The sequence below is a fragment of the Microcoleus sp. MON1_C1 genome (assembly GCF_036701945.1).
Taxonomy (GTDB): domain Bacteria; phylum Cyanobacteriota; class Cyanobacteriia; order Cyanobacteriales; family Microcoleaceae; genus Microcoleus.
In genome coordinates, this window is the sequence record NZ_JAUBRO010000023.1 from 92,372 (window position 1) to 113,556 (window position 21,185).

Sequence of the window (21,185 nt, forward strand, 5' to 3'; positions counted from 1 at the left end):
AACTCCATAAAATCTTTTTGAAATTTTACCTGACCAAGGCTACCCAATGGTTTGATGCACTATTTATCTCGCTAATAGTGCGCCTTGCCAATCTACATAGAGAGGTTCCCGGTGCCGGACTATTTACATTACATCCTCTGCCGTTAATTGCTCAGAAAATCGCAATTTTCATACAGCTTAAGCTGATTAGGGAGACAAGTGTCGGATTTCAATTAGGGATAGAATTAAAGTTTTCCCCTAAATTTTAATCTTTCCGATGGCTCACTGAGTTTTTAATTCTGCCTACTGCCTTCTGCATCTTTAGCCTTCTGCTTTCAAGGTGAATCTACTAGCAAATAGTAAACATTCTCATGGGTATGCCAAATGAGTTCAACTTTTGCCACCAACAGGGATTCACAATCTGTTCTCCGCAATGCTGGTTCTAAATCTATTGTCTTCATTGATTCGGCCCTAGATGACTATCAAACTCTTGCGGGTGGCGTGCTTCCCGGTACAGATATCATCATTTTAGATAAAAATGGTAACGGAGTCGAGCAAATTACTGCGAAACTGCAAACAATTTCTGCTGCGGGGGAAACTGTAGACCAACTTCATATTTTTTCGCACGGCAATTCTGCCAGCTTGCAGCTAGGTTCTAGGACGCTGAATTCGGATAATTTGTCACAATATGAAAGCCAGTTGCAAGAGTGGCGAAATGCGCTAAGCGACAAAGCAGATATTGTGCTTTACGGTTGCGATGTTGCTGCGGGTTCGGGAAGCAATTTTGTCGATCGCCTGGGCGAGTTAACCGGGGCTGATATTGCGGCATCTAGCGATCGCACTGGCCGCGGTGGTAACTGGAATTTGGAGTTGGCCAAGGGTGATATTGAAGCACCGCTAGCCTTGACTCCAGAGGCAATGGCGGATTACCGAGGGACTTTAGCGACCATTACCGTTACTAACAGTAATGATAGCGGGCCGGGTTCCTTGAGAAGTGCGATCGCCTCCGCAGCAGCCGGCGATACCATTCAATTTGCCTCGACTCTTGCCAGCCAAACAATTACTCTCACTTCCGGTCAACTTGTCATCAACAAAAACTTGACAATTGATGCCGTTGGTGCAGCAAATTTAACCATCAGTGGCAACAATGCTTCGCGAGTTATCCTAACCGAAGGTTCAACAAATGTTACTCTAAAAAACCTGATTGTTGCCAACGGCAAAGTTTCTGGAACCGAGCCGAATAATGAGGCAATTAGCGCCGGTGGTGGCATTCAAACGGGAGGTAACAGCACTTTAACTTTAGAAAATTGCCAAGTCAATAATAATGTTGCCGGTTTGGGTGGTGGCATTTACACGGGTTTTCGCAGCACGACAAATGTAATTAATAGCAAGTTTAGCGGCAATGATGGTTCTTTAGCTAACAATACCGAACGCGGTGGCGGCGCGATCGCAACCAAAAGCGGCGGTGTTCTGACTATCAGAGATAGCGAATTTACCAACAACAAAGGCAGCTACGGCGGAGCTGTTAATAACCTGTTGGGCAGCATGACGATCGAAAACTCTAAATTCACAGGCAACCGCACAGATAAAGGCCCTGGCGGGGCAGTTTACGTCGATGGCGCTAATGCTTCGGGCCCCAATGCAACCCCCGGCCCTGTTGCCGGAAATATTGCTATCCGCAACAGCATTTTTGACGGCAATATCGGCTCAGGAGAAGGAGGCGCAGCCTTTTTGTTTGGTTATCTCCAAGATAAAGTGGTTTTGGAAAATAGCACTTTTATTAATAACCAAGCCGTAAAGAATTCATCAGGTACTGGAGGTTCGGGAGGCGGGGTTCGTCACGGTAATGCTGATTTGACAGTGACAAACTGCACATTCGCTAACAATAAAGCTGAAGACAACGGCGGCGGTTTGTGGTTCGGAGAAAATGGAAATGTCAGCATTGTCAACAGTACCTTTTCCGGCAACAGTGCAGCTAAGCAGGGCGGGGGAATGGTTGCTGGCAACAGAGATTCTTTTTCGACTAATATCGTCAATTCGACTTTTGCTAAAAATACCGCTGGGGAATATTCGGGAGGTATTGCTACTTTTAACGATCGTGTCAAATCGCCAATTACTGTCAAAAATTCGATTTTTGATAGGAATACGGCAAGTAATCCTTTTAAAAATAGGCAGCACACTGGACGGGAGCTCATCGATGGGGGAAACAATCTTCAATTTCCCGCTAAACTGACCGTGGGAGATCCGAATGATAGTAATGTTACGGCAAGTATTACGATCGCAGACCCCTTACTCGGCTCTTTGCAAAATATTAACGGCGCTTTTGTGCTGCCGCTGCTAACAGGAAGTCCGGCAATTGATACCGGTACTGGTGCGGGCGCGCCGGCTGCGGATCAGCGCGGTGTGAGTCGCCCTCAAGATGGTGATAATAACGGAAGTGCGATCGTGGATATTGGCGCTTACGAATTTAACGCTACAGTCACGCCAACTCCGACTCCAACTCCAACTCCAACGCCGACTCCGACCCCAACTCCAACGCCGACTCCAACGCCGACTCCCACGGAGACTCCAACTCCAACTCCCACACCAACACCGACTCCAACTCCGACGCCGGCGCCGACTCCCACCCCAACTGAGACTCCCACACCAACACCGACTCCCACACCGACTCCCACACCGACTCCCACACCAACGCCGACGCCCACACCTGCGCCGCCGCCAACACCAACTCCCGCGCCCACACCAACTCCGGTCGCAGATGATTGCCTACTCGATAGCCTCAACGCCCCCCAACTCGACCCTGCCACTCTCACACCCAACCCCGTCCAACAAACTATTAACGGCGGCGACAGTACCGATTTCATCATGGGTGGCGGCATCAACGACTCGATTAATGGACTTGCCGGCAACGATACTCTCTACGGTATGGGCGGCAATGACAACATTGACGGCGGCGCAGATAACGATTCAATCTTTGGCAATGAAGGCACCGATTACATCTCTGGCGGCGCTGGCAACGATACCATCTACGCTGGTAAAGATCCTGACACTGTTGTCGGCGCCGATGGCGAGGACTTGTTGAGGGGAGATCTCGGTAGCGATACGGTTGCCGGCGGGCTGGGCAACGACAGCATTTTTGGCGGTAAAGATGACGATATCTTGCTGGGTGAAGATGGCGATGACTACATTTTAGGCAACTTAGGAAATGACACAATTAATGCCGGAAACGGCAACGATATTGCCTTTGGCAATGAAGGTGCAGACCTGATTTTTGGCGAGGAGGGAAATGACACCCTGTACGGCGGCAAAGAAAACGACAGTCTCGATGCGGGTGAGGGCAACGACTTACTGTTCGGCGGCAATGACAACGATGTGCTTTGCGGCGACATCGGTAACGACACCCTGTACGGCGGCAAAGGTAATGATATTCTCAGCGGTGGCAGCGGTTCCGATTTCCTTTCCGGGGATGTTGGGGACGATACATTGACGGGAGGTTCGGGAAATGATGTGTTTGTCCTCAATCAAAGTTTGGGTAGCGACATCATTAATGATTTCCGCAGGGGAGAGGATTTATTTGGGTTGAATCCTGGTTTGAGTTTCAATCAACTCAGTATTACTTCCAGCAACAATCAGACTTTGATTACTGTGACGGACACCAATCAATTGTTGGCGAAGCTTAACGGTATTACCCCCGGTATTCTTACCGCTAGCGATTTCATTACTCTGTAGTTATTATACCAAATCCGGGTTGGCTACTCCCTTTATCATTCTGCGTATCATTCGGTGGTTGAAACCGCTACTAAATAAACGAAGTCCGCCTCCGCAGACTGAGAGATAAAGGGAGTAGTTAAATCTGATATAGTGTTGTAGCATATTCCAATAAAAATTAGCCAAGCATGATAAATATCCTCTAATCCTCGGATGCTCTAACCCACACATATTAATCTATTATTCCTAATAAAGCGGGCTGGATATTATTCCGTTTTAATACGATCGCACAAATGTCTGTCCTCCTCCTTCACATCAGCATTGGTTCGCAAATAATTTCCGACCCAATCGCATCCATACTGGAGAAAATCGAGCTGGAAAATTCGCTCTAAATTCCACACAATAGCGGTTCTATCCTGACTTGCTGAGGCGATGAACTTCCCATCAGGGCTAAATGTCACTCCGAACACCCCATCCCTATGTCCTTTTAAGGTTTCGAGTTCTTTACCGTCGTACCTCCAAAGTTTGACTGTGCCGTCGAAACTTGCTGAGGCGAGAGTCTTGCCATCGGGGCTAAATGCCACTCCGAACACCCCATTTTTGTGTCCCTTTAAGGCTCTAATTTCCGTACCGTCGCGCCGCCAAAGTCTCACCATGCTATCCATACCTGCTGAAGCGATCGTCTGGCCATCAGGGCTAAAGGCCACTCCAGCTACCTGACGGCGATGGCTCGTTAACGTGTGTAGAAGCCTGTAGCTGGGCTTTCCAGAGGCGATCGCATTATCCCACTGCCAAAGTTTAACAGTGCCATCCACGCTAGCTGAGGCAATAACCTGTCCATCGGGACTAAAGGCAACTCCGTTAATGTGATCGGTATGTCCTTTGAGAGTTGCTAATTCAGAACCATCAATTCTCCAAACTTTAACCGTTCTGTCCTCACCCACCGAGGCTATTGACTGTCCATCTGGATGAAAATCAACGGCGAAAACTCTACCTTGATGTCCCGTAAAAGTCTTGACTAAAGTTCCGTCTACTTGCCACACTCGAACAGTGCTGTCATAACCACCTGTAGCAATGATGTCTCCCTTTGGGCTGAAATCTACTCCGAAAACTTTATCAGATTGTTTAGGGAAAGTCCGAATTAAGCTACCATCAAGCCGCCAAAGTTTAACGGTATTATCGCGACTGGCAGTGGCAATTGTCTTACCATCAGGACTAAATTTTATGGTGTAAATTGGTGCTTGATGTCCGTTAAGAGTCTGGAGCAAACTGTCATCAAGCTTCCAGAGCGCGATCGGGCCATCCCAACTGGATGAGGCGAGGAGTTGCCCGTCAGGACTCCAAGCCACTCCAGAGACGACATCCTTGGCGGCTGGTAGGGTTTTTACTAGAGTCCCGTCAAGCTTGCAAAGTTTGACTGTTCTATCAACACTTGCCGAGGCAATTAAACGACCTTGAGGGTTAAAAGCGATTTTGATTACTCCATCGCTGTGTTCAGTTATAGTTTGGACTAACGTGCCGTCAAGGTGCCAAAGTTTGACGGTTTTATCCCAACTCGCCGAGGCAATCAGATTTCCTTGAGGGCTAAAGGCAACGTCTCTAACTCTATCCGTATGTCCGGTGAGGGTTCTCAGCAGTTGACCGTCTGCACTCCAGAGTTTGATGGTTTTATCGTTAGAAGCAGATGCAATAGTTTGACTGTCAGGGCTAAAGGCAAGGCTGACAACTTCATCTTTATGTCCGGTGAGAGTTCTCAGCAGTTTGCCGTCTGTACTCCAGAGTTTAATTGTTTTATCTTTAGAAGCGGAAGCAATAGTCTGACCGTCAGGAGCGATCGCTACGTCTGCAACATCTTTGGTATGTCCTTTTAAGGTGTGCCACAAGGTATAGCTCGGCTCTCCGTTTGGTGATTTTGTACTCGTTTTGCGCCAAAGTTTAACGGTGTTATCGCCAGAACCAGAAGCAATTAGATCCCCTCTGGGGCTAAATACGACTGCCCAAACCGTATTGTTGTGTCCTTGAAGCGTTCCCACCTTTGTACCGTCTTTTTTCCAAAGTTCGATGGTTTTGTCGGCAGAAGCTGAGGCAATGAGTTCGCCATCAGGGCTGAAAATGACATCATTAACCACATTGTCATGCCCGGATAACTGGTTATAGTCAACCGCTCCATAAACAGCCTGATGGAGAGCCTCCTTAACTGAGTGCTGGATATCTGCGTCTGCAACACCTAACTTTTGCAATCGTCGCTGTGCTGTGATGGCTTGTACAAGTGCATCTAACTTTTGATTTGAGGCGAATAGTGCTTCGGAAGATTTGGCGATCGCCTTGATTTCGCTGACAGCACTTTGCCGATACTGAAAATACACCGCTAGCCCCAATGCACAGGCGATAATTAATGCTATACTTACTACAAAAAGCAAAAATCTTTGTCGCCTAGAACTTTTTTTCTCAAGTGCTAATCTTTTTTGTTGTTCTGTTAGTCTGGCTTCAATTTCTTTAGTCCGTTCTGCTTCCAATGCTACCTGCACTTCTGTTCGATCTAATTCTTCAGAAGCTGCTAAAAACTTATAATCCAAGTCACTTAAACTTTTACCATGAGCCCAAGCTTGAGCATTTTTTAAGGATTGTCCGCGTAACAATCGCGATTTATCGGTCTGCTTTGAAGTTATCCAAGCATCAAACGCTTGAGAGTATGGACGCAAGGAAGCGAGATTTTTTTCTACCCATTCGGGGTTAAATACTTCTTGATAAATGGGGTTTCTTACTTGTAAAAAACCTTGGTGTTTTACAACCAAACCAGACAGCAATAGTTCTACCTGTTCTCGCGAGTCATCGGTTGGGACTTCCACTCCTTGTAAGATTTTTTGATAGATTCCCAGGAGTCTTCCAGCACGTTGCTCATTTCTCAAAATGCGATCGCGGATCGTCTTTAAATGCTCTGGCTCATCTTGAGATTCCCAATTCTGGACGATCTGCGAGCGTACCAGCGATTCCACAAAAAATACCTCAGTTCCCGGTGGAATTGTCAGCACGTCACTGTGAGATTCTCGCGCCGCTATAACTATCAATTGACACAGCTTTTGGCTCAGAAATGGTTGCCCATAAGTCCACGCTAATATTGCTTTGATAATTGCCTCGGCATTACTGACTACACTATCTAACCCTTTAGTTAAAGGAGAGGCTTCTTCCCAGGAAAACCCGTGCAAATCTACTGATTGTCCGATATTAAAAGGTGTCCGATTTTTATCGGCGATTAAATCGCTGGGTGTAGCTACTCCGAAAATCGCGAAGGTAATCCGATTGTATGAGGGATTGAGGGCTCGTTGGTTGTAACAATAACGAATCAAGGCGAAAAAGTCATCTACGGGAAAATCTAAGCTTAAAATACTATCAATCTCATCGACAAATATAATAATTCGCTTCTCGGGAAATCGGGCTAATAAAATCTCTTCAATAAATTGACTCAATCTTTGCAGGAGAGAAACTTCTTCTTGTTCTTGCCACCAGGTTTTTAAATTGACTTTTCCTACAAGATGGAAACTGCGCCACAAATCCCCAACGATTCCTTTATACCACTGTAAAGGAGTAATGTTTTCGCTACCGATGCGAGTCATGTCGATCGCGCTGCATAGAAATCCTTCGGCTTGCAGTCGGTGCAGGGTGCGAACGAGAAGGGAAGATTTGCCCATCTGTCGGGAGTTGAGGACGTAGCAAAACTCGCCTCGTTTTAAGGCTTCATAAAGTTGGATATCTGCTTGTCGTTCGACATAGGTAGGCGCATCACTGGCGAGACTGCCACCAATTTGGTATGTAACCTTGCTCATGCCGTTTAGGGATTAATTTAAATGTAAGTATTTAGTGAGTTTATTGAGAGGTGAGGATGTGGTGCGATCGCTTCATTCTAATATAAGTTACGCAAATAAACTTTCAAACCTGGCTCTAAATAAAGTTGTGCGAAGCAAAATATAGGCGATACAATTCGCAGCTCAGCGTACAGCGGTTATTATCGATATGAATTAGCCCCATACTAAGTAACTTAGAAGCTACTATCGGATCTAATTCCACTCCGCGTTCCGATTTTACCACTTGTTTAAGTGCAACCGCAAGTTCGGGATACTCTTGGAATGTCACCCAAAAACTCCGCAAGTAATCTTTATAAATTCCGGCTATGGTGGGAGCTTCTTGTAGTAGCCGATCTAGCGTTAAACTGTTTTGACAGAGGTGGTAAAGAGCTAGCCGAACCAGATAAGGATGTCCCCCCACCATTGCCATGAGTCGATCGGCATCGGGGCTATCTGTCCAATCCAGTCCGTGACGCTGGGCTAAAGCAAGTATCTGCTCTTCTGTAAAATAGGGCAATTGCAGCGGTAAACCGACATTAAAAGGCGATTCAGTGAGCCTTAAAGGAATATAAATTTCTGTGGAGTGAAGAACGATTAACCGCAGTTTTTCCATGGTTTTAATCCGCTTTGCTTCTTCATGCCAGCTTCGCAGCAGCGGGAAAAATTCTCTGGCAATTTTTGGATACTCAAAAATCCTATTGACTTCATTTAAAGCTAAGACAAGCGGACTATTTATTTGGTCTAAAATATATTGCTGTAAATAGATAGCACAGCTTACTTTGCTACCCATGTCTTCATCCCAATAATCCTCTAATAGAGGTGGCAACTCTAGGTGACGGCTGATGTTAGCACAAAACCACCGTAAAAATTTATCGAGGTTGTCTAAAACAGCTTCCTCGGCTTGCTGAAAATCTAAACTTACAGTTCGGCACCCAAGAGAATTAGCGCGATCTAAAATCCGTAGCAGGAGAGAACTTTTTCCCATCTTCCTGGGAGCTTTAATCCGCAGAACACTTCCAGGTTTGGCAATTTCTCGATAGGCGAGTTCTTCTATTAGCGGGTGATGGATATAAAATGGGGAACCGATGGGTACTGGAGAGCCGGGATATTCTAAAGGTGTTGCTAGGCATTGGCTGCGGGTGAATTCTTCAATTAATTCTCGTTCGTCTGCGGTCAGGGAACGCGATTCTACTGAGGAGCGAAAATTAGATTTGCTAATAGGTGTCTGCAAGATTTCAGAGAGAGATTGCCACAAGGACGAGGCGATGTTTCTCAGGTAATGCTCTCCGTAATGAGAGGTAGAGGCGATGCTTGTATAAGTCTTTCCTTCCCAAACTTGGCGGAGTATGATTTCTTGTACGGGATATAAATCTTTTTGCGATCGTACACGAGTTAGCTGTAGTACCTCATCTATTGTCATAACCGGCAATTACCATCTAAGTGTATCGTTGATATTATCACTTATGATTGACTGTAAAGCCGATCGCCTATTGGATTGCGACACGATTCTGTCGCGACATTTCTCAGGGACTAGCTGGTCAAATCTGTTAAATCTCACCGCAGCGCACCAATATCAATAAAGGATTCATGGGTCACTGAGCGCTCTAACCCAATTTCAAGAGCTGCTAGCGGGGTTTTTCAGGTAGCAGTGTTCAGTTTTTCTCGCTCGTTTGCCAAAATGTCATGCAGGTGTCACATTTGGTCGTGAAAGTACAATTTAAAGATGTGACACTTGAGATTGCTAAAGTTTAGTTAATTTATGCTAATTTAATTAAAGCTATTTTCAGGTCGCTGTATCTCCTCATCACAAGTGCGTTGACATGGCTAAAGTTTAGTTAATTTATGCTAATTTAATTAAAGCTATTTTCAGGTATTTGCATCTCCCGATCGCAAGTGTTAAGCACACAACCCTAATTCTTCTTTTTGTGGAAGCAGGTTTTTTAACCATACTGTCATCCGTCAAAAGCATCTTATAAAATAAGAGGATTGATACCGCAAATGGTTCATACAATGTTTCCAAATTATTTTATTCCTCACGGTCATTGCTACTTGTGGAAGCCGGGATTAGTGGGGCTGCACATTTTGTCTGATGGTTTGATAGCCGTCGCTTATTTTTTGATACCGATTACGCTGATTTATATTGTCCAAAAGCGGAAAGATGTGCCTTTTGACTGGGTTTTCATGCTGTTTGGCTCTTTTATTATCTGCTGCGGTATTACCCATATTATGGAAATATGGACGCTGTGGCATCCTAATTATTGGTTCTCTGGTTTTCTTAAAGGGATTACGGCGCTGATTTCACTATGTACAGCAGCAGTGCTGGTGGAACTAATCCCAAAAATCTTGGCTATCCCCAGTCCCGATCAATTGGCGACGGCAAATTTGGCTTTACAAAATGAGATTGGCGATCGCAAACAAGCTCAAGAAGCACTCTCAAAATTAATGCTAGAATTGGAAAAACGGGTGACGGAGAGGACGATCGCCTTAGAAGTTGCTAATGAACTTTTGCAACAGGAAAATCGCGATCGCTCTTTGGCTGAAAATTCCTTGCGGCACTCGGAAGCGAAACTACTTGAACGAACTCAGCAGCTAGAGGAAACTCTGCAACAACTCAAAGAAGCCCAAACTCAACTCGTGCAAACTGAAAAAATGTCTTCTTTGGGGCAAATGGTAGCTGGGGTTGCTCACGAAATCAATAACCCTGTTAACTTCATTTATGGCAATTTGATTCCGGCTGAGGAATACATTAAAGATATTTTGGGATTGATTAAGGCTTATCAAGTTTATTACCCCAATCCGGCGCCGGAAATTGCAGACAAGATTCACACTATAGAACTCGATTTTATTTTAAAAGACCTGCAAAAACTTTTTGGTTCGCTTAAAATAGGAGCAGAAAGAATTAAGGACATTGTTAAATCTTTACGCAATTTCTCCCGGTTAGACGAAGCCGACATGAAAAAGGTAAATATTCATGAAGGACTCGATAGCACTTTAATGATTTTGCAGCACCGCTTGAAAGAACAAACAAACCGTCCGCCGATTCAAGTGATTAAAGAGTATGGAGATTTGCCCCTATTGGAATGCTATGCTGGACAGATTAACCAAGTATTTATGAACATTTTATCTAATGCTATTGATGCTTTAGAACAGATAGCACAGCAGGGAGATTCGCCTAAAGGCTATTGGGAAAATGATTTCTACGAACACTTCCAATCTACCTATTGCCACCTGCTAACAATTCGTATCCGCACGCTTTTAGTTGATGGCCAGTGGATGCAAATTCGCATTGCTGATAATGGCACGGGCATAGATTATGACGCGATAGCTAAAATTTACGATCCGTTTTATACGACGAAACCTATCGGTTCTGGTACCGGCCTGGGTTTGGCGATTTCTTATCAGATTATTCAAGCCCATGAAGGTTATTTGCGCTGCACTTCCGAGGTTGGGAGAGGTACTGAGTTTATCATTGAAATTCCTTTGCGATCGCAAGTTGGCCAATGCGATTGCCACGTGGCTCACAAGCAAGTTGTTATGAACAATCTGGGTTGAGGCGTTAATAACTCATTCCGCATCCAGCTACAATTTTGAATCTATTTTACTTTTTTTCCTAGCTTAGGCATCGTTCACATCAACATTATCTGCAAATAGCAAATATTATGTGGGAAGCACTCAAAAATATCTTTTCCCCAACTCAGTATATGCCTCACGGTCATTGCTATCTGTGGCAAACGCCTTTAGTGTGGCTGCACGTAACTGGGGACTTTTTAATCGCGATCGCCTACTATTCAATTCCGGCGATGCTGATTTATTTTATCTTCAAGCGGCGCGATGTCCCTTTTTTAGGAATATTCGCTTTATTCGGTGCATTTATCATTCTCTGCGGCACCGGTCACTTGCTAGAAATTTGGACGTTGTGGCATTCCGCTTATTGGCTGTCGGGGATTGAGAAAGGAATTACTGCACTTGTTTCCTGCTACACAGCCGCCTCGATGGTAACACTATTACCACAGTTTTTATCTTTAAAAACCCCACAAGAATTAGAGGCAATAAATCGCAAGTTGCAGTGTGAAATCGCCGTGCGTGAAGATGCAGAATTAGCTTTGCGCTGTGCTTATGATGACTTAGAAATGAAAGTGCAAGAGCGCACCGCAGAGTTGAGAGAAATTAACGGTTATTTAGAAGCGGAAATTAGAGAAAGAATAGCTGCTGAATCTGCTTTGCGCGAACGAGAAACTAGGTTAACCGAACAACAAAATGGATTGCTAGAATTAGCCAAAAATTCTAGTATCTACGAGGGAAATATCAGCGAGGCTTTGAGAGAAATTACACAAATGGCAACCCGTACCCTGAATGTCGATCGGGGAAGTATTTGGTTTTATAAGCAAAATAAATCCATAATGTGGTGTGCCGAACTCTACGAACTGACGGCCAATCAACACAGCGAGGGTGTAGAACTGAAAGTTGCTGACTATCCTAGCTATTTCCAAGCTTTGAATACAGAACAGGTACTCGCAGCGGTTGATGCCAAAACCGATCCGCGCACCCGAGAATTTAGCGAATCTTATTTGATGCCTTTAAACATCTCGTCGATGCTAGATGTTCCTATTAGCCATCAAGGACAACTTGCGGGTGTAATTTGTTTAGAACATCAGGGAACGCTGAGGAATTGGACCCTCGACGAACAAAGCTTCGCTAGCTATGTGGCACAGATTGCAGCTTTAGCAATGGAAGCTCGCGATCGCAAGCAAGCTGAGTTAAACTTGCGCTCTGTCACCGAACGCTTGCAATATTTGTTGGCGACTACTCCGGCGGTAATTTTTAGCTGCAAATTAGGTGGAAATTATGACGTAACATTTGTCAGCGATAATATTTTTTCAATGATTGGTTACGAAGCGCGAGAATTTCTTGATGGTTCCCTTGATTGGCATAGCCTGGTTCACCCAGAAGATAGAGAAATTGTTGCTACTTCATTCGCTCAACTTTTGGAAAAAGAAACGATTTCTTACGAATACCGCGAACGGCACAAAGACGGTAGTTATCGCTGGATATACGATGAGATCAAGTTAGTCAAAAATGCTGCTGGCATACCTGTGGAGTGCGTTGGTTATGGAGTAGATATTACTGCTCGCAAACAGGCGGAAGCAGCTTTGCAGCAACAAGTAAAAAGGGAGCGGCTAGTAAATTCCATTCAAGAGCGAATTCGTTCCTCTCTTAACTTAGAAGAAGTGCTGACAATGGCTGTGGAAGAAGTCCGCCAGTTTTTGTCAACGGATAGAACAGTTATTTACCGCTTTAATCCAGATTGGAGTGGATTTATAGCCGTCGAGTCGGTAGCCGTCGGTACGATGCCAATTTTGGGGATTGACATTAATGACCCTTGTTTTCGACAAGGCTACGTCTCTATTTACGAGCAGGGACACATTCGCGCGATCGACAATATTTATACGGCAGGTATTTCAGAGTGCCACCTTAATTTACTAAGGAATTTGGAAATTAAAGCTAACCTAGTGGTTCCCGTTTTACAAGGTGAAAAATTATGGGGGCTACTCATTGCTCATCACTGCCGCAGTCAAAGGCATTGGAACTCTTCTGAGATAGAATCTCTCAAGCAAATTTCCGTGCAGCTAGCAATTGCCATCCAGCAATCCACCCTTTTTGAACACGCCAAAACAGAAATTGCGGAACGCAAATTAGCAGAAACCGCATTACAAAAAGCTGTCGTAGCTGCTGATACAGCTAACCGCGCCAAGAGCGAATTCCTTTCTTCTATGAGCCACGAACTGCGGACTCCCCTGAATGCCATTCTCGGATTTAGTCAGGTGATGGTGCGCGATCCATCTCTCAACAATCAACACCAACAGCACCTAGAAATTATTAATCGCGCCGGTGAACACTTGCTGGCCCTGATTAATGACATTTTGGAAATGTCGAAAATTGAAGCCGGCCGAAGTCAGCTTAATGAAAGCAGTTTTAATTTAATGCGCTTGCTAAAAACCTTAGAAGAAATGTTTCGCTTAAAAGCTAAATCTAAGAAATTGCAGCTAAATCTTGAAGTGGGTGACGGTGTACCGGACTTTGTTAGTGGAGATGAAGGTAAATTGCGCCAAATTTTGATTAATCTTGTAGGAAATGCGATCAAGTTTACAGAGATGGGTAGCGTTACTTTGCGAGTTAAAAAGAAGGTAGAAAAAAGTTTGGGGGCTGAAACCGCAGAGTTTTCGGACACACAAACAAAACTTATCGGCGCGGGTTGTGAACATTGCGAAAGCTTAGCGGTTGAAACCGCAGCTATACAAAGAAAACCCGGATGGTGCACTGGTTTTAATCATTCCGAAAACTTGGCGGACTGTGACTGTGCAGACGCGCATGACCTTCACCCGGAATTGTTACGCCTTCAGTTTGAAATTGAAGATACGGGTCTTGGCATTGCCCCAGAAGAAATGAATAAGTTATTTGAGCCTTTTGAGCAAACAAAAACAGGTCAAAAATCTCAACAGGGGACTGGATTAGGTTTACCAATTAGCCGCAAATTTGTACAAATGATGGGAGGAGATATTACTGTCAGCAGTACACCAGAGTTGGGAAGTAAGTTTGCATTTGATATTCAAATTAACCTGGCCACTGCAAGCGAGATTAACATCCTTAAACCGCAGAAAAAAGTCATGGGTTTAGCACCGAATCAACCAGAATACCGGATTTTGGTTGTTGACGATCGCGCCGATAACTGCCTAGTAATAGAAAGATTATTGTCACCACTAGGCATCCTCGTGCGAGAAGCTAGAGATGGTCAAGAAGCTATTGCGGTATGGGAGGATTGGCAACCGCACCTGATCTGGATGGATATGCAGATGCCTGTCATGGATGGCTATGAAGCCACCAGAAAAATTAAAGCTCATCCTCTCGGAAAACAAACTGTAATAGTTGCTCTTACTGCTAGCGCTTTTGAAGAGGAACGACAAACTATTTTAGGAGCAGGCTGCGATGATTTCATGCGTAAACCCTTCGAGGCAAAGATATTATTTGCGAAGATGGAAAAATTTTTAGGAGTGCGCTACATTTACGAGGAATCTGTTGATGCACCGCTAGAAAAGGAAAGCGAAATTAGCGGAGTGACTAGCAATCAATCTGTCGAGTCACAACTCGGTCAAATGCCTCATGAGTGGGTGGAGAAGATATCTCAGGCTGCTCATGAATGTTGCGACAATAAAATTATCAAGTTGATTGAGGAATTGCCTAGAGAATTTGCTGTAGCAGCACAAGTTTTAACTACTTTAGTGGAGGATTTCCTGTTTGACGATATTATAGAGCTAGCGCAATCAGCACTTACGACGATTAGAGTACCAGTTTCCAACTAATCTCTACTTAGGAGCATCTCCTATTTAAAAAAGACTTAACCTTAACCCCCGCCCCACCTCTCCCTGCCCTGTGTTTGTAGGAGAAAAAATAAAAATTTATACTGTTTCGTTTGGATGGAGAGCGAATTATTAAGGGTTAATATCTTTGAGCTTAAAAAACAACCGTGAACCCTCGCATGGAAAGCAATCAATATCCTACCATTCAAGCCAACATTTTAGTAGTTGATGATAAGCCCGATAACGTGCGGCTTTTATCTACAATTTTGACCGAACAAGGGTATCAGGTTCGTAAAGCGCTGAACGGTCAAAGGGCGATCGCTACAGTGCTGGAGTTTCCGCCAACTCTAATTTTGCTGGACGTGATGATGCCAGACATGAATGGATATGAGGTATGTGCAAAGTTGAAAGCTTCACCAAAAACCAGGTCTATTCCCGTAATTTTCTTAAGCGCCTTAGATGACGTTTTAGATAAGGTGAAAGCCTTTGAGGTGGGAGGAGTTGACTATATTACTAAACCTTTTCACGCTAAAGAAGTATTGGCACGAGTGGCAAATCAGTTAACAATTCAAAATCAACAACAGTTACTTCAAGAGCAAACAAAGCAATACCAAGAACTTGTCGAACGTTTGCAAAACGAAATTAAAGATCGGCAGGGGGTGGAGGTAGCTTTACGGCTTGCTCAAACAAAGTCCGATCATTTATTGCTGAATATTTTACCAGCCGCGATTGTTGAAAATTTGAAAAAGGGCGAGGGTTCTCCTGCCCAGAGGTTTGATTCAGCAACAGTGCTTTTTGCCGATATTGTCGATTTTACGTCTATTGCTGCTAGAATGTTACCTCTAGAATTGGTAAATGTACTGAACCAGATTTTTTCCAGGTTTGACCAACTAACTGAAAAACACGGTTTGGAAAAAATTAAAACAATTGGAGATGCTTATATGGTAGCGGGTGGGTTGCCTGTGCCGAGGGCAGATCATGTAGAAGCGATCGCGAATATGGCTTTGGATATGCAAAAAGCGATCGCTGATTTTCAAACTGACAGAGGCGAACCATTTCAAATTCGGATTGGCATTCATACAGGGCCCGTAGTTGCTGGCGTAATTGGCACTAAAAAATTTATCTATGACTTGTGGGGAGATACTGTTAATGTTGCTTCTCGGATGGAATGTCAAGGACTACCGGGATATATTCAAGTTACTACGGCTATTTACGAAGTGTTAAAAGAGCAGTATTTATTTGAGGAAAGAGGTGCGATCACGATTAAAGGAAAAGGAGAGATGAACGCCTATTGGCTAACAGGTAAAAAAGATAATTCAGCGGTAGAAACCGATGTTTGTCAAACGAATTCCACTCCTAGCGAACTAATAGATTACCCAAATATTCCACTTCTTTAAGAAGTCGGGCATCTAACCTAGGAGCTACGGATGAACGTCGAGCTAATCCTTAAAAAATGAAAATAATTTGCAGTTTCCAATTTGTATCTTCCCGGACGATTTCAAGGCGATCGATAAATTCTCGAAAGTAAAACCTGCGTTCTGATTCTGATAAATCGAGCCAAAATTGGGGAAAGGAAACTGTTTGGGCAGTTTCTCGCAAATTTACTGGGGGTAGTTGCGCTAATTTGCTTTGCAGTTCGGCAATTTCGGTGCGGATTTTGTAGGCTCTAAACTCTGCCGTTTCCGTGTCTAAAATGCCGCTGTCAATCAGGGCGGGAAGTTGCTCTATGATTTCTTGTTTTGATGCGATCGCCCTGACAATTCCTGCTTTAATTCCATTCATATTCGGCATTTGCAACCCAGCAACAGCATTGGGTAAATCGCGACAAATACCGGCGATGGTTAATTGCAATACTTCATCGTAGGAAATGCCGCTACATTTAGGCTGTTTTGGACAGTTAATCGGTCGCAAATAAAGGTAATCTTTTTCTTTGCGGTAGGAGGTGACTTTGGCAACTGTCATGGGCGATTTGCATTCTGCACAAATTGCTAAACCTGCGAGGGAACGTGGGGCGCTAGCGCTGCGAGGAGAAAGGCAGCGGTTGCGGCGCAGTAACCTGTCTATTTGGGCGGCTTCTTCTCTGGAAATAATCGGGACGTGGGTGTTAGAAATTACTTGGCCGTTTTGATATTCCAAATCGCCTCGGTAGGCGGGATTTGTCAGCCAGCGGCGGCCGGTACTTACAGAAATTTTTTTGTTGTATTTCTTGGCTAAATACCGCACGGAACCTCGCAAGGAACCGTAAATTAAAAAGTGTTCAAAAAAGTCTTTGACGGTGGGGGCGGTGGTTTTATCGATCGTATAACAATCTTTGCCGCGCCGGTAGCCGTAGGGAGCCTTACCCGGTGGAATGCGGGATTTGATGCGGTTGCGCGCGTGTCCTTTGCGAATACTCCGGCTGTGTTGGCTGCGCTGGATTTCTGCGAGTATTTGCAGCAAGTTTTTGCGGTTGCGCGGTTCTGTTTCTGCTTGTACGATGATTTCGACGCCGAGGTTTTCGAGTTGCCAGAGGTGCGAACACACTTGCTGTACGGTGTCGCCGAGTTCTTCAAAGCGCTGAATTAATAAGTATTTGACTGGTTCTGTTTGGCAGTCTTTGAGGAGTTGCTGAAGTTGTTGCCGCCCTCCTAAGTCTTGATAGGTGCGATCGACTTCTTGACCCCAAATTTCCGGTGCGGGTGCTGCTTCCAGTAGCGGTTCGGTGTAAGAATAAGCGATGATTTTCATCTGTTACTCGCTGAGTTCGATGATGTTGCCGTCGGGATCTTGGGTAAATAATGCCGATCGACCTGACGCGCTCATTTGGAACGGGCAATTGTGAGCGATTAACTGCTGTTTGGCTGCCTCTAAGTTAGCAACAGAAAATGCTAGATGTCGGTTGCGTCCCCATTTGGCATGGTCTACGGCATCTGGGATAATTGTTGCACCTAAAATTAAGTGGAGCTGGAAGTCGCCGATTTGATACCAGATTCCGGGAAATTTTAAGTCTCGCTCGATTTTTTGCAGTCTTAGTACGGTGCTGTAAAAGTGTTGGGATTTTTCCAGGTTGGAGATGAGTATGGCGCTGTGCAGGGATTGAGTAATTTGCATTTTTGTTTGGTATTTTTTTTTATTTTAACCGCTGATGCAGGCTGATGAACGCAGATTGGTTGATGTTTGTTCAGTTTTGCATATGATAACATTGTCACTAGCTCTTAACCTATCCAAAAAGGTAAATAGGTCATCGGAAAAAACCTGAATAGAAAATCGGAAATTGTAGGGGTGCGTTTACTTAGAATCTATGACAGCAGCGAGTTTACTACTGCAAAAGCCGCAGTCTCCCCATGTTATATTTATTTGTACCTACTTACTTATAAATCATGAATAGCAAACAAGTATTTTTGACTGGCGGAATGGGGGGATTGTGACTGTCGCTTCGCGTGGGGGCGAACAGCCGATTGGACAATGGGTGGCTTACTGTGCTGCTAAAGCTGGAATGGTGGCGCTCACAAAGGCGATCGCAGATGAAACAAAAGGTACTAATATCACTGCTAATACTGTCCTCCCCCGTGTGATTGATACTCCGACAAATCCATCGTTAATGGGTTCGGAAAAGGCTCACTAATGGGTGAAACCTGAATCTCTAGCTCAAGTAATTTACTTTTTTGGTTCGGAAGCTGCCAAAGATGTTCGCGGCGTCGTTATTCCGATTTATGGCAGCATTTGAAAATTTAATCAACCTACTGTAAACTGCCCGCTGGGAGTGTTTTTAACAATGGTTTCAGAAAAAAGTGCGATCGGCTCCAGATCGGGCAAATTCCGTCTCCGCAATGTCTTGGTAGTTCCCTTTGTACTCCAAATTTTGGCTGCTGTTGGCTGCGTTGGCTATCTCTCTTACAGAAACGGAGAGCAGATAGTCAACGATATTGTTAATCAGTTGCGGCAGGAAGTGAGTGCGAGAGTTTACGAACGTGTCCAAACCTATCTGGAAGATCCGCCACTGGTAAATCAGATCAATTACGATGCTTTACGTCTGGGGGTGTTGAACTTTGACGATTTAGAGCAAGCTCGACCCTATTTTTGGAAACAAGTTCTGCAATTTAATTCGATCGGTTACGCGGGAATTGCCAACGAAAAAGGTCAGTACCTGCGTGTGGGTTGGGTAAATCGGCTGGTTGGACTTGAACAACCTCAGCTTGCCCAGCAACTAATTCCCGGGAGTGGCGACTTGATATTTTACAACCTTGACGCTGATGGAAACCCGACAAAAATTGACAAAACCACGCCCAATTACGACGTTCGCACGCGCCCTTTTTACAGAGTTGTTGTTGAGAAGAAACAGGCAGCTTGGAGTGAAGTTTATATTAATTTTGGTTACGGTACGCTGCAAATTAATGCGAGTCTACCCTATTACGATGCCAAAGGCCAACTAATTGGCCTGCTGACTTGCCAGATGGGACTCGATCAAATTCGCCACTTCCTGCAAACCTTAAGGGTGGGTAATTCCGGTCAAGTATTTATCATTGAACCCCAGGGTGAATTAATAGCCACCTCGGTTAAAGAACAGCCTCTTTCGGTGGGAACAGGCAAAGATACAAAGCGGATCAAAGCACAGGAAAGCAGCAACCCGCTGATGCGTCAAAGTGTGTTTGAGCTGCTCGATCGCTTCAAGCGTTTGGAAGACATCCATCAAACTGTTCAACTTGACTTTAAGTTGAACGGTGAGCGGCAATTTATCCAAGTTTCTCCGCTAACTGACAAGTACGGTCTCAATTGGCTGATTGTAGTAGTAGTTCCTGAAGCCGACTTTATGGCGCAAATTTATGCTAACAGTCGCCACACCATTTTGCTGTGTATTGTGGCTCTAGTTGTCTCTGTTGGAGTGGGTATTTTCACCGCTAGCTGGATTACTCGCCCCCTGAATCAAATTGCTCAAGCTTCACAATATCTAGCAGGTGGTGCTCTCAACCAGAACGTTGATTCCAGTCGGATTTGGGAAATTGAAACCTTAACAAATTCCTTTAACAGCATGGCGAGACAACAGCAAGAATCCTTTGAAACGCTAGAAGATAAAGTCAAAGAACGTACCTCTGAACTCGCTACAGCCACTAAACAAATTGCTGCTCTCAACCAGCGCCTGAAAGCGGAAAACCTCCGCATGAGTTCCGAACTCGATATGCTCAAACAAATGCAGCAGTTGATTCTGCCAAAACCTGCTGAACTTGCAGCCATTGAAGATTTAGATATTGCCGGATTTATGGAGCCAGCCTCGGAAGTAGGCGGTGATTACTACGACGTACTTTGTACGAACGGGGTTGTCACGATTTGCATTGGTGATGTCACCGGACACGGATTAGAAAGCGGCATTTTGATGGTGATGACTCAAGCTGCTGTCCGCACTCTTCAGGAAATGCAAGAATCCAACCCGGTGCGTTTTTTAGATACCCTCAACCGCACTATTTATAAAAATGTCCAGCGCATGAACTCCGACAAAAATATGACACTAGCTTTGCTCAACTATGCGGATTGCACAATTAGTATCAGCGGTCAACATGAGGAAACTATTGTGGTCAGGAAAGGTGGTCAAATCCAGCGGATAGACACCATAAATTTAGGATTTCCGCTCGGGTTAGATGAGAATATTTCCGATTGGATCAGCCATGTTTTAGTAGACTTAGAACCTGGGGACGGCGTGGTGCTTTATACGGACGGCATCCCCGAAGCTAGAAACATACATAAAAAATTCTACGGTATGGAAAGACTCTGTGAAGTTGTTTCTCAAAACTGGCATTTAAGCGCAGAACAAATTAAGGAAGCCGCCATCGATGATTGGCGACAATTTATTGGAAAACAAAAAGTATTTGATGACATTACCTTGCTTGTGGTCAAGAAAAGAGATTGAGTTTTGCCTGTTTTAATCCTTGCTTTATTCACCGAATGTTGCTTTTATAAAAACCGATATTTAGTATTATCAACGCCTGTATTTTTTCTAAAAATATATATGAATAAAATTTTAGAAAAGGCTGGATCTACCGCCTTAGTGATTAAAGCTCTATTCTGCTCTATAAATAAATGACAAACAGCATCTTTCGACTACTGTCAATCTTCTTAACTATCGCAGTAATAACTCTGTTTCCCGGAGTTGCTAATGCAGCAGGTCAGATTTCCCTTCACAATTCTACTAGCCAGCCAATTACCTGTTATGCTGCTGGCGAGATTCGCCACACGGTTAACCAAAATACACAAGACCTCTTGCAAAAGTCCCCAATAAGGGCAATAGTGAGGTGATTGAGAGGAAAAACTGATGAGTTACGAACAAGTG

The 21,185-nt window shown here is 44.4% G+C and carries 10 protein-coding genes; 6 read left to right on the forward strand and 4 right to left on the reverse strand.

What is annotated here, in order from left to right:
* The first annotated feature begins 363 nt into the window (after positions 1 to 363).
* Entirely contained in the window at positions 364 to 3,708 is a 3,345-nt protein-coding gene (locus tag QUA62_RS15035) for a DUF4347 domain-containing protein (protein ID WP_333405060.1), read from the forward strand.
* A 245-nt stretch (positions 3,709 to 3,953) separates the two neighbouring features.
* Here QUA62_RS15035 and QUA62_RS15040 read toward each other — a convergent pair whose 3' ends face one another.
* On the reverse strand, positions 3,954 to 7,511 hold the full coding sequence (locus tag QUA62_RS15040; RefSeq protein ID WP_333405062.1) for a WD40 domain-containing protein: 3,558 nt from the start codon (positions 7,509 to 7,511) through the stop codon (positions 3,954 to 3,956).
* A 115-nt stretch (positions 7,512 to 7,626) separates the two neighbouring features.
* Positions 7,627 to 8,949, reverse strand: a complete 1,323-nt coding sequence (locus QUA62_RS15045) for an AAA-like domain-containing protein (protein WP_333405064.1) — start codon at positions 8,947 to 8,949, stop codon at positions 7,627 to 7,629.
* Positions 8,950 to 9,539: 590 nt separating this feature from the next.
* On the opposite strand from QUA62_RS15045, the gene QUA62_RS15050 reads away from it, so the two are divergent.
* The 3 genes from QUA62_RS15050 to QUA62_RS15060 all read left to right on the forward strand — a co-directional run bounded on the left by QUA62_RS15050 (position 9,540) and on the right by QUA62_RS15060 (position 16,281).
* A complete protein-coding gene (locus QUA62_RS15050; RefSeq protein ID WP_333405066.1) occupies positions 9,540 to 11,081 on the forward strand; it encodes an ATP-binding protein in 1,542 nt (513 codons plus the stop codon).
* Positions 11,082 to 11,188: 107 nt separating this feature from the next.
* Positions 11,189 to 14,887: a GAF domain-containing protein gene (locus tag QUA62_RS15055; RefSeq protein WP_333405068.1), complete on the forward strand. Its 3,699-nt coding sequence runs from the start codon at positions 11,189 to 11,191 to the stop codon at positions 14,885 to 14,887.
* Between the two features lie 176 nt (positions 14,888 to 15,063).
* Positions 15,064 to 16,281, forward strand: coding sequence for an adenylate/guanylate cyclase domain-containing protein (locus QUA62_RS15060; protein WP_333405070.1), 1,218 nt, complete (start codon positions 15,064 to 15,066; stop codon positions 16,279 to 16,281).
* A gap of 49 nt (positions 16,282 to 16,330) precedes the next feature.
* Here QUA62_RS15060 and QUA62_RS15065 read toward each other — a convergent pair whose 3' ends face one another.
* On the reverse strand, positions 16,331 to 17,611 hold the full coding sequence (locus QUA62_RS15065) for a recombinase family protein (protein ID WP_333405072.1): 1,281 nt from the start codon (positions 17,609 to 17,611) through the stop codon (positions 16,331 to 16,333).
* A gap of 3 nt (positions 17,612 to 17,614) precedes the next feature.
* Complete coding sequence (locus QUA62_RS15070) at positions 17,615 to 17,974, reverse strand: VOC family protein (protein WP_333405074.1); 360 nt, start codon at positions 17,972 to 17,974, stop codon at positions 17,615 to 17,617.
* A gap of 310 nt (positions 17,975 to 18,284) precedes the next feature.
* Between QUA62_RS15070 and QUA62_RS15075 the strand changes: the two genes are divergently transcribed.
* Together QUA62_RS15075 and QUA62_RS15080 are read left to right on the forward strand one after the other, a co-directional pair.
* Positions 18,285 to 18,488, forward strand: coding sequence for an SDR family NAD(P)-dependent oxidoreductase (locus QUA62_RS15075; RefSeq protein WP_333299549.1), 204 nt, complete (start codon positions 18,285 to 18,287; stop codon positions 18,486 to 18,488).
* Positions 18,489 to 18,638: 150 nt separating this feature from the next.
* Entirely contained in the window at positions 18,639 to 20,765 is a 2,127-nt protein-coding gene (locus QUA62_RS15080) for a SpoIIE family protein phosphatase (RefSeq protein ID WP_333405076.1), read from the forward strand.
* Positions 20,766 to 21,185 lie beyond the last annotated feature (420 nt).